The sequence below is a fragment of the Actinomadura macrotermitis genome (assembly GCF_009604375.1).
Taxonomy (GTDB): Bacteria; Actinomycetota; Actinomycetes; order Streptosporangiales; family Streptosporangiaceae; genus Spirillospora; species Spirillospora macrotermitis.
Genome location: NZ_WEGH01000003.1, coordinates 1160086 through 1177407 on the forward strand (window position 1 = coordinate 1160086; position 17322 = coordinate 1177407).

A 17322-nucleotide genomic window follows, 5' to 3' on the forward strand; every position below is an offset into this window, starting at 1 on the left:
AACGGAGACCTGCCCATGCCCGATACCGCTACCTTCACCGGTCCGCTGCGGACCGACGCGTCCGACGGCCGTCAGGCGACCTCCCGGTATGGGGAGTACCTGAAGCAGCACGTCGAGTTGTTCGAGGACGACTTCGAAAGCGTCCCGATCACCGGCGACGCCGTCCGGTTCGCCGTGGCGGCCTGGCAGGTCGCCTGCGGCCCGATCATGTCGCCCAGCTACGTGCAGTGGGACGAGCCCCGCCTGCAGTCCGTGCACTGCGTGCGGTCGCAGTGGGACGGTTCCCTGCTGGCCAGGGCCGCCCTGGCGGTCCCGCCGCCCGCGCCGCTGGCCTACCGCCGGCTGCCGGGGCGGTGGAACGGCTGGGAGCACGACCGGTTCACCGACCGGTACTGGGAGCCGCTGGGAGAGCGCCTGGTTGACCGGCCGACGCTCCTGACCACCGCCACGGTGGTCCTGCCGTTCACTGCGGAGGAGCTGCCCGCGCCGGTCACCGCGCACAAGGTGACGCCGCTGCCCCGCAGCGGGGAGGCGATGCTCACCCACGACGCCAAGGCCGCCGTCACCGCCCTGGTGGGCCTGATCAACCGGCAGCTCGCGCCTCTCATCCAGGCGCTGAACGAGCCGAGCCGGGGCGCCTGGTGATCAGGCTCGTCAAGGTCCGCCTGTCGGGCGACCCGGCCGACGTGGACGTGCTCGCCGAGCTGATCGGCGAGCACGCCGAGGTCGTCGACGTCTCCACCGACTACGCCAACCGCCGCGCCCCGGGCGTTCGCCGCTACCTGACCATCGCGGTCACCGGCCAGGCACCCCCGCCCGCCGGCTGATCTGGTGCGGCCTGCCCTGCGGTTCGGACACCTCGGCGGTACCGCCGCTGTGTGTCCGCTGCGGACGGCCTGCCCCTTCGACCTTGAGCCGGGCCCCGACCGGTGCTCCAACACCGGCCGGGGCCCTTGACCGATTCCTCACAGATACGACCTGGAGGACCGACCCATGTCCATCCTCGCGCGCCTGACCGGCCGCCGCGCCCGCCGCACCAGGCGGCGGTGCGGCGAGCCGTGCTGGACCTGCCACGGCACGGGCCGGGTGTGGAACCCGCCCGTCGGCGCCATTATCTGCCCAATCTGCCCGCCGACCGCCGCGCGGCCGGTGCGACTGCGGGCGGGGTGATCCCGGTGATCATCCCGCTGCGCGACGCCCACGGCGTCCCCGACCTGGCCCGGCTGGACCAGTGGACGGCCACCTGCGACCGGTGCCCGGCCAGCACTCTGCTGGCCGACATCGCCCCCTGGCTGATGGGGATGCACCAGGACCAGGCGGTGTACTGCCCGGCCTGCACCCGGGCGCTGGCCGCCCGGCTGATCGACTCGGCGTTCCGGCCCGCCGGCCTGCCCGGCCTGCTCTACGACACCCGCCGTGCTCTGATCCGCGCCCTGCCCGACCACACCCACCGCGCGGCCCGCCAACTCGCCTGCGCGCTCAAGCGCAGGCCCGGCACCCCGCGCCTCTGATCCCTGCGTCTCGATTCCCCCGCTTCTGCCAGGCCAGGCCGGGCGCCGCTGCTACACGGCGCCCGGTCTGGCTCCCTTTCCCACATCTGCGAGGTATCCGATGATCCTGAACGCACTTACCGCGCCCCTGGACTGGCGGCCGGTCGACCGCTCGCCCAAGCCCGACGGGCTGGAGCTGGCGATCAGCCACTACGAGTCCGCGCGGTGCGCCGAGCGGCAGCGCCGCCACCAGGCCGCCGTCACCGACGTCGCCGCCCTGACCCGCAAGCTCACCGAGCTGAACATCTCCCCGATCCTGGCCGGCGCCCCCAAGGCCGACGACTGGGACGAGCCGTTCGACGTCGAGGCCGACGGCACCGTCACCGTCCTGATCGCCCACCCCACCTGGAGCCACGGCGGGTCCACCGCGGTGCGCCGGTACGTGTGGGCGTGCGCCCGCCAGGGCTGGCTGTGGCTGCGCGCCTCCCACCGCATCGGTGAGGGCCCGGGCGGCTTCGTCGGCGAGGCCGGCCCGCTGGACACCCTCGCCGACGTCGGCCGCGCGGTGCTGGACGGCCCGATCACCATGCCCGTCCCCGCCACCGGCGACCACGCCGACGAAGCGCTGCAGGTGGCCGACCGCGACCTGGACCCCAAGGCCTCCGTCGACGCCCGCGAGATCTGCACCTCGTTGTCCGGCCTCACCCACGCGGTCCTGGCCCTGGCCGAGCAGGTCACCGAGCAGCTGGACGCCGGTTCCGGCGCCCTGTCGGGCGACCTGGCCGAGCTCGCCACCGCCGCCGAGACCGCCATCACGGCCGGAGCGCGGCCGCGGTGGCGGCGCAGGTGAACACCCCCCGCCCCCTGACCGCCGACCTCACCCCTTCCTGAAGGAGTCACCATGACCCACCTGGACCACATCCGCCCGGCTGTCCCGGTCCTGGCCGCCGAGCCGGCCACCGGCGAGTCGGCCGACATCACCGACCTGCTGCAGCTGCAGGCGATGGACGACCGCGGCCGCCGCATCACCCTGCTGACCCGGGCCGTCATCGGCGTCGTCATGCTGGCGGGCATCGTCGCCGTGCTGCTGGACTCGCCGCTGCCCCACCATTTCCTGCTGATCGGTGGCATCGGCCTGCTGGCGGTGCTGGGCGCCGCCGCGGTGCTGGAGCAGGCGGCCCTGTGGGGGCACGTCCACTTCGCCCTCACCAGGTCCTCGCGAGGCCGCTACCACCTCGCCCGCCGCTGGTATGCCCCTGGCACCATCGTGCTGACCGGCCCCGGCTTCGACCGCCCGGCCGTGGTGCTGGACTGGCTGAGCGACCCCGCCCTCGCCCAGCCCTGGGTCCTGATCCACGACGGCGACAACCCCGCCCAGGTCGTGCCGCTGAACCAGCTGGCGCCGCTGCCGACGGCGACCGGGGGCCGGCGCTAATGCCGATCCGGCTCACCAGCTGACCGCCCAGCGCAAAGCGGCGGCTCGGGAACGCCGGAACGGTAACGATTGCTGACCCGGTCGCTGTGATCGATTCGCCTGCTGCCAGAGTGGCTGGGCAAGGAGCTCCGCTGCGCTGTTCGCCCGGCCGCTTCCTGGTCGCCCCAATCTGCGAGGGACTGATGTCGAAGATCTCCAACGACAACACGACCCAGTCGCTGATGGAGCACGCGGCGGCCCTGTTGGGCTGGCCTGGCATCCTCGCCGAAGTCGATCTGCTCGGCTGCCATTTGTGGGTGGCTGCTCGACTTACCGAGGCTGGCCAGAGCCGACTGCAGGGAGAACAACGCCCGGTCACCGACCCGCTGTCCCTGCGTTTCGCACTGGCCACCGATACCGCCTTCGCTAAGGCTTCCGCGCCCGTGCAGATCGATGGGGCATTGTCAGCTCGGCGGACCTGGCGTGGGGCGCTGGCCCCGCTCGGCGGATTTGTGGCGTTCGGAGCACGGATGGCGATCGTCCCACCCTCCCAGGCCCGCTCCAGCCACCTGCAGATGCTCGCCCTAGTAGAGGGATTTGGGGTTATCGCCCATCATCCCCAACCGGATCCGCCGGCGTCCCAGACACACGACGGCCAGGGCAACGGCTGGACCCGGGATGGATCAGGCGGATGGCTGCAACTGGTGCATCCGCCTGATCAGCGCCCCACCGGCCGCGCAACCTGGGTGCACCGGCTGGTGGAGGAACAGATCTTCCAGGCTCTGCTGGTCAGCCAGCAGACAGTCACCGCATCGAGAGACGCGTCGGTGTCTACACCGTCTTCCACGCTCTGAGGAATCCTGGGGACGTCCATCGGTGCCGCGTCAACAGCCGTAGGTCTTCGTAGTTCCACAGTGCGTCGCTGCAGCGGTTCTGCCACCAGCCTCGGCGGCGTTCGCCACGAGGGATCGATTCCAGCTCTTCACGGCGCGCCAGCAGCGCGGTGAAGCTGTGGTGGTTAGCCTGCACCTGCCCGGCAGTGGCCAGCCAGGTCAGGTCCCGACCATGGCAGTGCTCGCAATAGCACTGCCACACCTGGTTGTCAGGGTCTGCCGCGTAGGCCGCCGCGATCTTGTTGGTCGACACGATCGACAGCACCGGGTCCACCAGCGCACTGACCACCCCAGTCGGCCGGCCACCTCCGGCATCTTGGGGATACAGGTGCCGCAAGCTAGTACGCACTCCGACCGCGGCAAACACCGCACCGAACGCCAGCGCTCCTAGCGCCGACACGTCAGTGCACAGCAGCGCGACCGGCACCGGAACGGCCAGTATCTGCATCAGTCCCTGCACCGCGATCTGAGTTCCCAGCGGATCACTGGCATGTTCCAGCACCAGCGCTACCGGCGTCCGATACTGACGCAGATAGCCGGTCAAGATCGACACGTGTTCCCGCAGCCAGGACTGGTGCAGGGGCAACACCGCCCACACCGTCGCCTCCCCAGCCCGTTCTCGCTGATAGAAGGCGGCCTGACTGAGTATGGCGTCCAACGCCGGCTCATCACCGCGGCCGATGTAACCCGAGTCGGTCAGCAGCACCGTCGCGCCCGCCGCATATTGCTGTTCCAGCCATGAGGCCGTCAGCGGTGCGGTCCCTGGCATCCGCCTCCTACCGGCGTAACGGCGCCGGTCGACCAGCACTGGCGAGGACACTCCGGCCGCCCGAGCCTCCCGCAAGCCGCGGATCGCGTCCCGGCCAGTGACCACCAGCCCGCATCCAGCCTGCACAGCCAAGTCACGGTAATCATCCAGCTCATCAGCACGCGCCTGCACTAGCACCGCATCGGTCAATGCGCGGGTCGCTGCGGGAGAGAACTCGGGTTCCTGGTGCTCCACGAGCCCACCCCTCAAACCGGCAAACATCCCGGACGGTCTCGAACAGGGCAATCAACGGGCAGATACCGCCACCGTCAACGCCTGAACCGTCTCTGTCCGCCATCGGCCGCCCAGTGCCCGACCGAGTTCCACCGGCTCTCTTCAGCTCTGCGCCATCACTGTCACATTCCGCACCCTTCGCGCACCTCCTCTGGGTGCTCCACTTCTTCACCCTCGGCCCGGCCGTCTGCATGGGCGGCCGGGCCCTGTCCCCGTAAGGAGGTTGCGCCCATGGACATCCCCACCACCACGGGGATTCCCGCGACGAAACCCGCCGCCCTCGCCAGGGACTCCACCGACCACCACGCACCGACGTTCGCCGCACCCAGCGCAGCCGGAGCCGTGAACACCGGCCCGGCGGTGAACACCGGCGTGAACACCCCGGCCCGCCGCGTTCACGCCGACCCCGTTCACCCCGCACCCGTTCACCGCGATGTTCACGCCGAGCCCGTTCAGGAGAGCGGCGTTCACCACGGCGACAAGCAGATCCACAAAGCCGAGCGGGCACTCTCGATCGGCACCTGGCTGATCGTGTTCGGCGCGATGCTCTACTCGGTGCTGACCGTCACCCCGCTGATGGCTAAGCACACCCCCGACGGATGGGAGTGGACGGCGCCGATCCTGCCGCTGGTGGTGGATGCCGCGGTGGTGATCGTGGTGCGGCTGGACTCGGTCCTGGCCCGCCTGGACGGCGACGGCGGCGGCTGGCCGGTGGTGCTGCGGTGGATGACCGGCATCATGACGCTGGCTCTCAACACCGCCGATTCGGCGCTCAAGCACGACAAGGCGGGCGTCGCGGTGCATGCGGTCGCGCCGCTGCTGTTGATCGTCACCGCCGAGACCGGGCTGGCCTACCGGCGCGCCATCACCGCGGCCCTCACCACCGCGCAGACGGCCGAACAGACCCGCCGGCAAGCCGAGCACGCCGCCCGGCAGAAGGCCGCGCGAGAAAGCGCCCTGGCGGCCGAGCGCAAGGAGCAGGCCGAGCGTGAGGCGCGCGAACGCGAACTGCGTGAGCAGCGCGAGCATGCCGAGCGGCTGGCGAGCGAGGAACGCCAGCGCGCCGAACTGCAGGCCGAACAGGCCCGCCACGAGGCCGAGGCCGCCGCGCAGCAGGCCGAGCTGGCCCGTCAGGAGACCCAGCGCCAGGCCGAGATCACCCGCCAGGCCGAGATCGCCGCTCACCTCCAGGAGCTGGAGTTGCAGCAGCAGCAGGAAGAGGCCGCCGCCCGCGAGCGTGAACGCCACGAGCGCGAGCGTGAACAGGCCCGCGCCGAAGCTGAACGCCAGCAGGCCGAGGCTGAACGCGTCACGCGCGAGCGTGAACAGCGCCAGGCCGAGGCCCACCGCCGTGAACGCGAGCGTGAACAGCAACGCACCGAACAGGTCCAGCAGCAGCGCGCCGAGTTGCTGGCCGCCGCCCCGGTCACCGACAAGCTCCCTGAGGACCAGGCCCTGCGCGTGGTCCAGGCGGCGTTCGAGGCCGGGTTGTCGGTGCGGGCCGCCGCCGCACGTTGCGGTTGGTCGATCGGCTGGGTCAACAACCGCTTCCAGGAACTGCGCAACGCAGCCTGACCCGTGCTCCGGACTGCATATCCGGTCTCCCTACTCCTTCCGTCCGCTCCGCCGGGCCCTGCCTGCAGCTGCAGGCAGGGCCCGGCGCCGTTTCCCCTCTGGAGTCGCCGTGTCCGACCTCACCGACCTGAACTACCCGCCCACCGACACCCCAGCCGACCACGTCCGCGACGTGCGGAGCGAGATCGCCCGGGTGGAGAACCGCTGCCGCCAGATCATCGCCTGCACCGTCGCCCTGGTCTTCGTCCTGACCGGCCTGATCGGCCTGCCGACCGGGTGGCCGGGCCGGCTGATGGCGGTCCTGGCGCTGATGCTGATGGCGGCCGTGGCCCTGCTGCGGCTGGCCGCGCTGCAGCTGCGTCCCGCTCCCACCTTCACCGCCCGCCCCCGCTCCGCGGCCGCGACCAACCGCGCCGACGCGAAGGCCTCGCCGTGGAACCTGCTGCACCGCAAGCAGCGCCTGTGCGCCCTGGCCGACACCGTCCTGGTGATCGGGCTGGCCTCGCTGCTGGGCGCGTTCCTGGGCTCACTGCTGCCCTGACCTACTGCCCCTGACCTGTCGCCTCACCGGCCCGGCCGCCCCCGCGCGGCTGGGCCGGCCGCTTTCTCAAGGAGGGTCTCGATGACCTTGCTCGCCCTGCTCACCGGCGTGCTGTTCATGGTGTATTACAGCCGCCTGGTCCAGATGTTCTTCCTGATCACCCTGCCCGCGTGGGGTCTGCTGGCCGCCAGCACCCCGCTGGGGTCCAAGATCCTGCCGGTCCTGCACCAGTTGTCGGGCGCCCTGGACGGGTGGCTGCGATGACCACCCCCACCTCCCCGCCCGCCGGCACGTCGGCCGTCCGCCGGGCGGTGGCGTATGGCTGGGCCAACCGTCCGTCGTTGGGTGCCTGGGCGTTCCTGCTGGGCGTGCCCGGCAGCACCCAGGTGGTGTTCGGCCAGCCGTGGTGGCTGGCCGCCGCCGTGCAGTGGCCGCTCTACGCCCTGCTCTGGCTGGTCATCACCGTCATCGACGTCCGGCGCAGCGGACACGAGTTGCCCGCCGACTTGGCCGAGACCGGCAAGGGGGCGCGGCCGTGATCGAAATGCTGTTCCTGGGGTCGGCGGCGTTCGCCGGCGGCGCCCACGCAATCCGCAAGAACCGCACCCAGCACCACCCGCCGCGCCGCCCGGCCCGCACCGATTCGCTGCTGGTCAAGGCGTGGAAGAGTGCCGGTGCCCCGCACACCGATGAGACGATGCTGGCGGATGCGGTCGCCGATCTGGGCGGCCGCGCGATCGGCAAGGGCGTGCGCGGCGCCGCGCAGCGTGGCCGCCGGATGAAGCCCTGGGCCGAGGCCCGCTGGCAGCGTCGCCAGGCCAACGGCGGCACCACCAGCTTCATCCGCCGACCCCGCACCAACCCGGGCAACGGTCCGGGTGCCCCGGGCGATAACACCGCGCAGCCCGGTCAGCCCGCACGGCCGGCGCAGGCGGTGCAGTCCCCGAAGGCTGCGCAGCCTGCGTTGAACGGCCGCACCATGCCGCAACTGCCCGCCGGCACCGGCGGGCAGCCGCGCAGCCCGATCCCCATGCCGTCCGGCGGTCCGGTGCCGCAGCCGGGCACCGCAGGTCCCGCGCGCCGGGCCGCCGGTCGCAGTGCAGGCCGGGGCGGGGGCCGGTCGGCGGCGCGGCGGGCGCGGCGGGCGCAGCCGCGGATGCGCATCACCGGTCCGCTGAACCTGGACGCCCCCGAGACCGATGTGGAGTTCCTGGAGTCCTGCCAGGAGCTGCAGCAGATCCTGCGCGGTATCGGGGTGGCGGTGGAGGACTGGACCGATGAGGTCATCGTGCGCCGGATGCCGCCGATCGTCACCGCTCCGCTGAACAACGTCAGTGAGGGCCTGGTGGACGCCGCCGCCTGCACCGCCTTGGCATCGATGCTGTTCGAGGCGTGGTTCGCCGAGGCCCGCGCGGTCGCCGAGGCCGGGATCCACTTCACCGGCGACGACCCCACCTGACCCCGTCCGCTCCTCTCGTGAAAGGAGGTCGTGATGCGTTCCCGTGCCCGCCGCTACCTGGTGGAGTTCGAAGCGCCCGACTCCGACGGCGAGTTCATCGCCACCTGCCTGGCCATCGGTGACCTGCTCGCCCTGGCTGCCGACCGGATCGACGACTGGGTTCAGGACCTGGCCGCCCGAGGCATCCCCGCCCCGGTCATCGCCCAGTTCGAGCAGGTCGTGCTCGACCTGGACGCCGCCGCCGGCGACGCCCGCCGCTCGGCCGCCAACTTCGCCGACTACTTCGAGGACGCCCGCGCCATCGCCGCGCGCGGCATCCGCATCATCGGCACCTCACGCCGCCGCGCCGCCTGACCCTCATCCCTTCACTCGCCTTCTCACCGGCCGCGTCGTCCTCCAGGGCGGCGCGGCCGGTTGCCGTCGTTGGAGTTGATCTGCATGTTCAATCGTCCCGCCCGCGGCTTCGTCCGCGCTCCCAACCAGCCCCGCGGCTTCGGCGCCCGCCCGGGTGGTCGCCGTGGCGGCCGACGCGGCCGGTACGCCGAGACCGACCTGATGGACCCGCTGGCCCCGATGGCCGCGCTGGCCTCGGCGGGTTACCAGGCGCCGCGCCGGGCGCCGGCGGGACGGCTGGCCCGCGCTGCGGTGCGCGAGTACGCCCGCTGGGTGATGCGGGCCCCTGACACCCGCGGCCTGGGCACCGGCCTGGCCGCCCTCTACCCGGTCGGCGAGCTCGCCCACCACTACGCCACCGGCCCGATGGACCCGATCATGCTGGGCGCGTTCGGACCGCCGGCCGCGCTGGCCGCCTGGGTGTCGACCTACAAGGCCCACGGCTCGCCCCGCTACTCCGGAGCCGTCGCCGCGATCGTCGCCGCGCCGCCGCTGTGGCTGGCCACCGCCGCGGCCACCGGCATCACCAACCTGCCCACCCTGCTGGCCTACACCCTCGCCTCCACCGGCCTGTGGTCGGCCTACACCTGGTCCGACGTGCTGAAGGCCCGCCGCCGCGCCGCCGAGCTGCAGGCCCGCTGGGAGACCATCGCCGGCCTCACCGGGCTGGAGGGGTCGCGGTTGCTGCGCACCGAGACCACCAAGGTCGGTGTCCGGTTCAAGGTCGATCTGGGCGTGGACGGCCCGTCGGTGACGCGGCTGGAGCGCGGTGACCTGGGTGAGCAGATCGCCCGCTGCTACGGCATCGGTGCCGATCAGGTCCGCATCGAAGGGCAGCGCAAGAACGCCCGGATCCTGTGGATCACCCTGCAGCTGCGGGACCTGTGGACCGATGAGGTCGCCCACCCCGCGCTCACCGTCCCCGAGGGCAGCCAGAGCATGGAGCACGCGGCGGCAGGCAAGGGCCAGCGCTCCATCCTGGACGGCCCGTTCACCATCGGCACCGCCCCCGAGAGCGGCCAGGACCTGGAGCTGGTGGTGTTCGACGCCGGCGGCGCCCGGCACGTCGACATCGTGGCCAGCAACGGCGGCGGCAAGTCCAACGTGCTGTCCAACATCGTCCAGCAGTCCGCCGAATGCTTCGACGTGCTGGTGGTCGCCATCGACCTGGGCAAGGGCGTCATCCCCAGCCTGTGGGGCGACTACCTGCACGAGGCCGCCGGTGTCGACGAGGAGGACAAGGCGCTGGCGATCCTGGCCTGGATCGACGCCCTGGTCGACGAACGCGCCATCGACTGCGACGGCGGCACCCACCGGCCCTCCGCTCAGGCGCCGGTGGTCATCCTGATCATCGATGAGCAGGACACCGCCACCGGCATGGAGTCGGCCGTCGCCGCCGACATCAAGCCGGTCCTGAACAAGGTCCACCGGCGCGGCCGGTCCGGCGGCGTGGTCGCCGTCACCGCCAAGCAACGCGACGTCGTCCAGCACACCGGCTCCAAGGAGGGCAAGGCCAACGCCTACACCACCATCGTGGGCCGGGTCGCCAACGCCGGCGAGATGACCAAGGCCGTCCCCGGCTGGGAGGCCATGGGCTGCCCCGACATGTCCACCTACGGCGGCGGCGCCGAAGGCGTGGTGCTGCTGGTCCGCCAGGGCGGCACCTGGCAGGCCGGACGCACCCGCGCTCTGTACGACCGGGACACCGTCAAGGCCCTGGCCGCCGCCTACGGCCCCGCCGAGGCGCACCTGGAACCCCACATCGCCGCTACCCTGCCCGGCTACGCCGACCGCCACCCCGTCCCCGCCGCCAAATCGGCGCGGCCAGCCTCGCCCAGCCCCTCGCCCGGCACCGGGCCGGACACCGGCACGGGCGGCGGGAGCGGTACTCCCGCCGGCCAGCCCCAGCCCGACAACGGCGGCGGCCAGGACTGGGACTTCGACGTCACCGACGAATCCCAGATCGACAAGGCCGCCCAGGGGCTGGTGGCGCGCCTGGACGAGTTCATCAACGAGACCGCCACCCCGCCCGAGGAGGCCATCCCGCTCACCCACCTGCAGGACGCCCGGCGCGCCATCGACAACACCACCGTCCCCGCCGACGCCGCCCGCGCCGTGATCGCCTTCCTGGGCGACCGCGGCCCCAAGGGCGCCCGCCGCGACGAACTGATCACCCTCCTGGACAAGCCGACCTCCACCGGCGCGCGCTGGCTGGGCCGGCTGGTCAAGGACCAGATCATCGTCAGCGTCGGGAAGGGCAAGGCCAACCGGTACTACCTGCCCGACCACGACCCCACCGCCGATCACACACCGTGACCGAAGGTCGGGGCGAACTGTCTCACTGAACTGTCTCGCCAACTGTCTCAACGAACTGTCTCACCGGCCCCTACGCGCGCACACGTGGACGCATCCCGCGTCCGGGCGAGACAGTTGGGACAGTTCGGGTGAGACGGTTCCCGCCCTCACAACGCGTGATCACCACACGCGATCCGTCCCCTTTCCGATCGCTCCATCCAGCCGCCCGGCCGCCACTCGGCAGCCGGGCGGCTGGTCTGCTCTGGAACGGACCTTCTCCCCCATGACCCACCGCTTAGACCCCACCGTCTTCCTTCCGCACCCCGGCGTTCTGTTGCCGGCCACCGTCCCCTCCAGCGGTCCGCCGTCGCCCACTCCCACCGGCCCGCCCGGCACCCCGGGCGGCGAGCACGGCCAGGGCGGCCTGATCGTCGTGGCCCTGCTGTTCGGCCTCATCTGGGCCCTCGGCTACCGCGTTTCGATCCGGCTGCACCCCTTCAAGTCCTGCGGCCGGTGCAGCGGCAGCGGCAAGCACCGCGGCACCTGGTTCACCGGCGCCTACCGCGCCTGCGACCGCTGCGGCGGCACCGGCCGCGAACATCGCATGTTCGCGCGTGACCCCTACAAGCAGAACCCCAGCAAACGCCGCCGCCAGGAGTAGAGCCCGCCCCTGGCAGGAAGCGAGGACACCCGCCATGTGCCTGCTGCCGCTCGACGACGCCCCCGACCCCCGCGATGAGGCCATCGCCCAGATCGGCACCGACCTGGCCGAGGGGTACCTGGACAGCGAGGAAGCCTTCCAGCGCCTCCTGGACCTCGGCCACACCCCCGCCGGCGCCCAGCGCCGCATCACCGACTGGCTGACCTACCGCCCCGACCCCGCGCAGGAGACCTGACATGCCCACCGACCCCTACGGCCTCACCCCGGTGCCGCTGGCCGCGCTCGCCGCCCAGATCACCCAGCGGCTGCGCGAGCACTTCCCCGCCCGCAAGGAGCGCGACCGCCAGGTCCTCGCGCTGGCCGAAGAGACCGGCGAACTGATGGGCGCCTACCGGCGCTGGACCGGACAGGCCCGCCGCACCGGCCCCTTCAGCGACGTCGCCGCCGAACTCGCCGACGTCGTCATCACCGCCTACATCACCGCCCACGTCCTAGACCGTGTGCTGCCCGAGCCGCCCGACCTGGCCGAACTGATCGACGACCACACCCACCCCGGTGGCGACGAACAGGTGATGCACCTGTTCACCATCACCGGCCGCTTCGTCCAGGCCCACCTGGCCGGCCGCACCAACGCAACCGGGCCGGCCGACGAGGTCGCTACCGCCCACCTGGCCGACGTGGTCGCCGCCGCCTACGCCACCGCCACCGTGCACGGCATCGACCTGGCCGACGCCATCACCACCAAGACCGCCGTGCTGTTCACGCGCGGCTGGCGCACCCCCCGCACCTGACCGACCCGCTCAGTCCAGCCCGGGCGGCCCTCACCGGCCGCCCGGGCTTTTCTTCGCCCTTCCCTGTCCCACCAGCCTCACAAGGAGGCCCCCATGGTTTTCGGCGACACCCCCCATCACCCTGATCGGCAACCTCGTAGAGGATCCGGATCTGCGGATCACCCCCAGCGGCCTGAGCGTGGCGTCGTTCCGCGTCGCCTCCACCCCGCGCTACTTCAACAAGGCCGCCAACAACTGGACCGACGGCGAGGCGCTGTTCCTGACCTGCACCATCTGGCGGCAGGCAGCCGACAACGTCGCCGAGTCCCTGCTTATGCGGGGTTAGCGTGAAGATCGCGTAGTTGACCTGTGGTGTTGTGTCGAAGACATGTCCATGACGAGTGCGGCATCGTCGTCCGGTTGCTCAGATCGCGATGGGAAGCTGCTCGATCCAGCAGTCGGTGACGCGCTCCTGGATGAGGGCTTTGAAGTCCTCGGCGTCCGCTCGGGAGAGGAAGACGCCGGCGCCAGAAGACTCCGTCTCGCCCTTGGGGTAGGTGACCTTGGTCATCACGACGTAGACGGCGCGCCAGTGGTCCCTGCGTTGGCCGGGCTCGGAGTCGGAGAGGGAATTGATGAGCTCCTCGGCGGAGGCGATGGTGAATCCCGCGTCCGCGCCACCGAGCAGCGTTCCGGGCCAGCGTGGTTCGTAGGGGTCAATGGCGGCGTAGAAGCTGAGGCGGGTTGGGCTGAGGATGTCCTCGTGCCAGCCGACTGCCATGGCGATCACGTAGTCGGTCTCGCCCTGGGTTTCGAGAGCGAAGACGCGGTCGTCGCGGAGGAACTCGATGCTGGGGGTCGATGTTTTGATCCGCTCGGCTTCCTCGGGGGTGGCGCAGCGGATGGCAAGCCCGTTGTAAGCGTCTCGGATCTTCACCGTAGTGACCGGCTTGAACATCACCTCAATGGTCGTCTCGTGGCTGCATCCTTGCCGGTCCTCACCTGCATTGCTGCGTAGGAGCAGCTGGCTGTGGCTGACCGAGTAGGCCCAGAGCTGGAACCGGCGGTCGCTGCGGAACACCTCCAGGCCAGGAATCAGCTGGTGATCGGTGTTGAGCCAGTCCCGGTTCGTCATAGAGGCCAGGCTCTCGATCTTCTCGGCTGCTGGTCAACCGACCCGGTCGTGTTGCCCGCGGCCGATCACGTCACGCAGGTAAGGTTGTCAGCGCTCGCCCGACCCTTGCCAAACCCGCCCTGGCAAGGAGAAATACGCACGGCGAGCAGACTGCCCATGGAACCTGCCGCGCCACCGCCATCGGTACCAGTGGCGCCACTGCCGACGACCTCCACCTTGATTGCCCTGCGGGCGCAAGATGTGCGATACAGGGCCCTGTATCGCGAACGGCCGTGGGCGGCCTGGAACGTTGGCGGGTCATCGATGAACCGATGCGGCCACGTCCTGCTTGCCCTGTGGGAGCAAGATGTGGCATCAGGGCCCTTGATGCCGACGGCCGAGGACGGCCTTGGCCCTCTTCCCGGAACACTTCGCCAGCTTGCCCACGGCCAGGAGGCCGCGGCTGAAGCTGGGCTCAAGAAAGATCTTCGTTCGGTGTCACACGGTCGCCGCGCTCCGCACCTCCCCTGGGTATGCGCGATCACTCTGACCAGCCCCCGGCCGTCGGCCCTCGCTCCGCCCGTCTACGTCTTGCCGCCCCCGCGCCGCCGGCGGTACTGCCCGGCCTGGGCGCCGTCTCCCAGGCTCGGCAACCTTCCGTGGTCCGCCCGGGCAAGGTCGGCACCAGGGTGGGCAACCTTGCCCACCCTGGTGATCTGCTGATCAGTTTGGCGGCCGCGCAGGCCTTGACCGTGCTGTACCGATGCCGTCTGGCCACCGCGGACCACCTTCAGGCTTTGATCACTCCCCACGCCGCCTCCTCCCGCTATATCCGCGCCGAGCTCGGCAAGCTGGAGCGGGCCGGGCTGGTGGGTGCGGTGCGACGGCGCGGCGCCCACCGCCAGCGCGTGTGGTTCCTGACCCGCTCCGGGGCCACAGCTGCCGAGGCATCCCCCGACATCCAGCCGCGGCCGTACCGGATGACCGCGCCGCTGGCCGCCGGCCCCCTGCAGGCGCACGCCCTGGCCGTCACCGACCTGCTCACCGCTCTGCATGTCGGTGGCTGGGCCGCGCTGGAGGACTGCGCGGTGGAGGTCGCCCACGGCCCGGCCGGATCACCAGGAACAGCGACCGGTTCGGCGCGGGCAATGGTCATCACCGACGCGGTCATCCGCCTGCAGCCCGACGCCGTCGCCGCCGGGCTGCCGCCGGTGCTGTTCGTCGAGCTGGACCGCGGCACCACCAGCGTCCACACCCTGGCCACCAAGCTGGCGGCCTACGACGCCTACCGCCAGCACCGGCCCGCCACCCGAGCCGCCGCCGGCGCGCCGCCCAGCTGGCGCACCCGCTACAGCCCCGGCGACCGCAGGACGCCGTTCCCGCTGGTGCTGGTGGTCATCGACACCCCCGGCCCGGTCGCGCTTCGACGCGTCGAAGCCGTGCGCCGCGTGCTGGCCACTCAGCGGCCGGTTGAGGGACTGGACGAAGGGGAGCTGGCGGTCGCCGTGACCACGCTGGGACTGCTGCAGCGCGACGGCCTGGCCGTACAGCAGATGCTGCCGCTCAATCCCCATGCCCCGGTCCGCAAGGTCGCCCTGACGCAGCTGTACGCCGCGGTCCGGCCGGCCCGGTACCGCTACTGACCCGCACCGCCGTTCCCGTCCACCGACATGCCCCGCAAATGCAAGAAGGCCCCGGGCGAGGGGGCCTTCTGCAACACACGTAATCGAGAAAGAGGGTCGCATATGAGCACACGTGATCACAACGATGACCACCCCGACGACCTCTCTGACGATCTCCCCGCCACCGGCCACGACCCCGCCGAACAGCCGCCCGCGGACCGTACCGACCACGGCCGCGACGGCAACGGCGGCGATGGCGGCCAGGACCACGAGCCCGACACCGACGACAGCGGCAAGGGACCTTCAACCGCGCAGCTGCTGATGCAGTACGCCGAAGAGGGCTACCGGATGATCCGCTCCACCGACGGCCGTACCTACGCCGTGCCCAAGGACGGCCCGAACCTGGCGTTGCCGCTGGCCTCGCGCAGCGGTTCGGGGTTGCGCGCCAAGCTGGCGATGTCGCTGCTGCGCCGTACCGGCAAGGTCGCGCCGTCCTCGGCGCTGGCCGACTGCATCAACATCCTGGACGGCGAGGCCTCCGAACAGCCGCCTGAGCCGGTGTTCCTGCGGATGGGCCGCCACACCATGCCCGACGCCCCTGAGGAACGCCGGCACTCGGTGGTGGTCGACATGGGCACCGAGACCGGCCAGGCCTTCGTCATCACCCCCGACGGATGGACGCTGGCCTCCTCTTCCCCGGTCATCTTCCGCCGTTCCGAGCTCATCCACCCCCTGGCCGTTCCCGAGCGCGGTGGCACCCCCGACGACCTCGGCGGGCTGCGCGAGCTGATCAACCTCGCCGAGGAGGACTACCGGCTGGTGGTGGCGTGGGTGGTGGCCGCCTATCTGATCGACATGCCGCACCCGATCCTGTTCGTCCAGGGTGAGCAGGGCACCGCCAAGTCCTCGCTGGTACGCACCTTGCTGGCGCTGGTGGACCCGCAGCCGGCCGCCGACCGCGAAGCACCCTCCGACAAGCGCGAATGGGCGATCTTCTCCCGCGCCTCGTGGGCGTTCTCCTTCGACAACGTCACCGAGATCGCCCCGTGGCTGTCCAACTCGCTGTGCAAGGGCGTCACCGGCGATGCGGTGCTGCAGCGCGTGCTGCACTCCGATGAGGACATCGCGGTGTTCTCCTTCCAGCGCGTCATCGCCATGACCACCATCGGGCTCAAGCACGAGCTGGCCGGCGACCTGGCCGACCGCATGATGCTGGTCGAACCCGATGTCATCGACACCCGCCTGCCCGAAGCCGAAGTCACCGCCCGCCGCAATGCCGCCGTCCCGCGCGCCCTGGCCGTCGTGCTGGACCTGGTCGCCGATGTCCTGCGCGAGCTGCCCACCGTGCAGGTGGCCGAGCTGCCGCGGATGGCCGACTTCGCGCGCGTGCTGGCCGCCTTGGACACCGCCACCGGCTGGACCACCCTGGCCACCTATCGCCGCAAGGTCGCCGCGATGGGCGCCGAACTCATCGAGGGCGACCGGCTCGCCCAGGCGCTGTACCTGTTCGCCGAACACCACCACGCCCAGCATGGCGGCGCCGCTTGGGAAGGCACCGCCCGCGAACTCATCCCGCACCTGCAGGACGCCTGCCGCCGCAAAGGCATGCCCGCCGGCGAGCTGCCCACCGACTACCGCGTGGTGGGCCGCAAAGTCCGCGAGATCGCCCCGACGCTGCGCAAGGTCGGCATCGACGTGCGCGCCCAACGCAGCAAAAAGAGCCGCACCCTGCTGATCAGCAAGATCGACGCCGGGCCGCAGGACAACAGCTCTTCTTCCTCTTCCAATTCCAAAGAGGAGAACGCGATGTCACTGATGTCACCCGGCGGTGAAACCGCAGGTCGGCCCGGTGACATCAACGCTCTGCTTGATGTCACCCCGTTGTCACCGATGTCACCCGGCCCGCCGCCTTGATGTCACCCGGCCCGGTTGATGTCACCCCTGGGTGACATCAAAACCGGCCTGATGTCACCCGCATTCGCGCAGGTCAGCACCACTGGCAAGCGGTCGGGTGACATCAGCGACATCACCGCCGGGTCATTCACACCTCAGT

General features: G+C 71.1%; 20 protein-coding genes and 1 pseudogene. 19 read left to right on the forward strand and 2 right to left on the reverse strand.

Features of this window, described 5'->3' with window-relative positions; translation table 11 throughout:
- Positions 1–15 precede the first annotated feature (15 nt).
- The 6 genes from ACRB68_RS26665 to ACRB68_RS26690 all read left to right on the forward strand — a co-directional run bounded on the left by ACRB68_RS26665 (position 16) and on the right by ACRB68_RS26690 (position 3758).
- Positions 16–645, forward strand: coding sequence for a hypothetical protein (locus tag ACRB68_RS26665; RefSeq protein ID WP_153536932.1), 630 nt, complete (start codon positions 16–18; stop codon positions 643–645).
- The gene (locus tag ACRB68_RS26670; RefSeq protein ID WP_153536934.1) at positions 642–827 is read left to right on the forward strand and encodes a hypothetical protein; all 186 of its coding nucleotides are present in this window, start codon (positions 642–644) and stop codon (positions 825–827) included. Before ACRB68_RS26665 ends, ACRB68_RS26670 begins: the two co-directional genes overlap by 4 nt.
- 348 nt (positions 828–1175) lie before the next feature.
- The gene (locus ACRB68_RS26675) at positions 1176–1511 is read left to right on the forward strand and encodes a hypothetical protein (protein ID WP_153536936.1); all 336 of its coding nucleotides are present in this window, start codon (positions 1176–1178) and stop codon (positions 1509–1511) included.
- A 100-nt stretch (positions 1512–1611) separates the two neighbouring features.
- Positions 1612–2340 carry a hypothetical protein gene (locus ACRB68_RS26680; protein ID WP_153536938.1) on the forward strand — a complete coding sequence of 243 codons (729 nt, stop codon included), beginning with the start codon at positions 1612–1614 and terminating at the stop codon, positions 2338–2340.
- 51 nt (positions 2341–2391) lie between these two features.
- Positions 2392–2925 carry a hypothetical protein gene (locus ACRB68_RS26685; protein WP_153536940.1) on the forward strand — a complete coding sequence of 178 codons (534 nt, stop codon included), beginning with the start codon at positions 2392–2394 and terminating at the stop codon, positions 2923–2925.
- 182 nt (positions 2926–3107) lie between these two features.
- A complete protein-coding gene (locus tag ACRB68_RS26690; RefSeq protein WP_153536942.1) occupies positions 3108–3758 on the forward strand; it encodes a hypothetical protein in 651 nt (216 codons plus the stop codon).
- On the opposite strand, the gene ACRB68_RS26695 is transcribed toward ACRB68_RS26690, so the two are convergent.
- Positions 3736–4800, reverse strand: coding sequence for a hypothetical protein (locus ACRB68_RS26695; RefSeq protein ID WP_153536944.1), 1065 nt, complete (start codon positions 4798–4800; stop codon positions 3736–3738). The genes ACRB68_RS26690 and ACRB68_RS26695 overlap by 23 nt on opposite strands.
- 270 nt (positions 4801–5070) lie before the next feature.
- Here ACRB68_RS26695 and ACRB68_RS26700 point away from each other — a divergent pair, with 270 nt between their 5' ends.
- The 11 genes and pseudogenes from ACRB68_RS26700 to ACRB68_RS26750 form a co-directional block, all read left to right on the forward strand.
- Positions 5071–6414: a coiled-coil domain-containing protein gene (locus ACRB68_RS26700; RefSeq protein ID WP_207709825.1), complete on the forward strand. Its 1344-nt coding sequence runs from the start codon at positions 5071–5073 to the stop codon at positions 6412–6414.
- A 109-nt stretch (positions 6415–6523) separates the two neighbouring features.
- Positions 6524–6955: a hypothetical protein gene (locus tag ACRB68_RS26705; RefSeq protein WP_153536946.1), complete on the forward strand. Its 432-nt coding sequence runs from the start codon at positions 6524–6526 to the stop codon at positions 6953–6955.
- Between the two features lie 81 nt (positions 6956–7036).
- Positions 7037–7219, forward strand: coding sequence for a hypothetical protein (locus ACRB68_RS26710; RefSeq protein WP_153536948.1), 183 nt, complete (start codon positions 7037–7039; stop codon positions 7217–7219).
- On the forward strand, positions 7216–7494 hold the full coding sequence (locus ACRB68_RS26715) for a hypothetical protein (protein ID WP_153536950.1): 279 nt from the start codon (positions 7216–7218) through the stop codon (positions 7492–7494). Before ACRB68_RS26710 ends, ACRB68_RS26715 begins: the two co-directional genes overlap by 4 nt.
- Complete coding sequence (locus ACRB68_RS26720; protein ID WP_153536952.1) at positions 7491–8414, forward strand: hypothetical protein; 924 nt, start codon at positions 7491–7493, stop codon at positions 8412–8414. The genes ACRB68_RS26715 and ACRB68_RS26720 overlap by 4 nt, the downstream gene beginning before the upstream one ends.
- A 33-nt stretch (positions 8415–8447) precedes the next feature.
- Positions 8448–8768, forward strand: coding sequence for a hypothetical protein (locus ACRB68_RS26725; protein ID WP_153536954.1), 321 nt, complete (start codon positions 8448–8450; stop codon positions 8766–8768).
- Between the two features lie 84 nt (positions 8769–8852).
- Positions 8853–11123 (forward strand): FtsK/SpoIIIE domain-containing protein, encoded by a 2271-nt coding sequence (locus tag ACRB68_RS26730; RefSeq protein ID WP_153536955.1) that lies wholly within the window; start codon positions 8853–8855, stop codon positions 11121–11123.
- A 262-nt stretch (positions 11124–11385) separates the two neighbouring features.
- Complete coding sequence (locus ACRB68_RS26735) at positions 11386–11763, forward strand: hypothetical protein (RefSeq protein WP_153536956.1); 378 nt, start codon at positions 11386–11388, stop codon at positions 11761–11763.
- Between the two features lie 34 nt (positions 11764–11797).
- A complete protein-coding gene (locus tag ACRB68_RS26740; RefSeq protein WP_153536957.1) occupies positions 11798–11998 on the forward strand; it encodes a hypothetical protein in 201 nt (66 codons plus the stop codon).
- 1 nt (position 11999) lies between these two features.
- Positions 12000–12554, forward strand: coding sequence for a hypothetical protein (locus ACRB68_RS26745; RefSeq protein ID WP_153536958.1), 555 nt, complete (start codon positions 12000–12002; stop codon positions 12552–12554).
- 93 nt (positions 12555–12647) lie between these two features.
- Positions 12648–12864: pseudogene (locus ACRB68_RS26750) on the forward strand (single-stranded DNA-binding protein); the annotation flags it as partial.
- A 93-nt stretch (positions 12865–12957) separates the two neighbouring features.
- Here ACRB68_RS26750 and ACRB68_RS26755 read toward each other — a convergent pair.
- A complete protein-coding gene (locus tag ACRB68_RS26755; protein WP_153536960.1) occupies positions 12958–13668 on the reverse strand; it encodes a hypothetical protein in 711 nt (236 codons plus the stop codon).
- A gap of 512 nt (positions 13669–14180) precedes the next feature.
- Between ACRB68_RS26755 and ACRB68_RS26760 the strand changes: the two genes are divergently transcribed.
- Together ACRB68_RS26760 and ACRB68_RS26765 are read left to right on the forward strand one after the other, a co-directional pair.
- Positions 14181–15290 (forward strand): replication-relaxation family protein, encoded by a 1110-nt coding sequence (locus tag ACRB68_RS26760; protein WP_153536961.1) that lies wholly within the window; start codon positions 14181–14183, stop codon positions 15288–15290.
- A gap of 102 nt (positions 15291–15392) precedes the next feature.
- Entirely contained in the window at positions 15393–17183 is a 1791-nt protein-coding gene (locus ACRB68_RS26765) for an ATP-binding protein (protein WP_153536962.1), read from the forward strand.
- Positions 17184–17322: the final 139 nt, after the last annotated feature.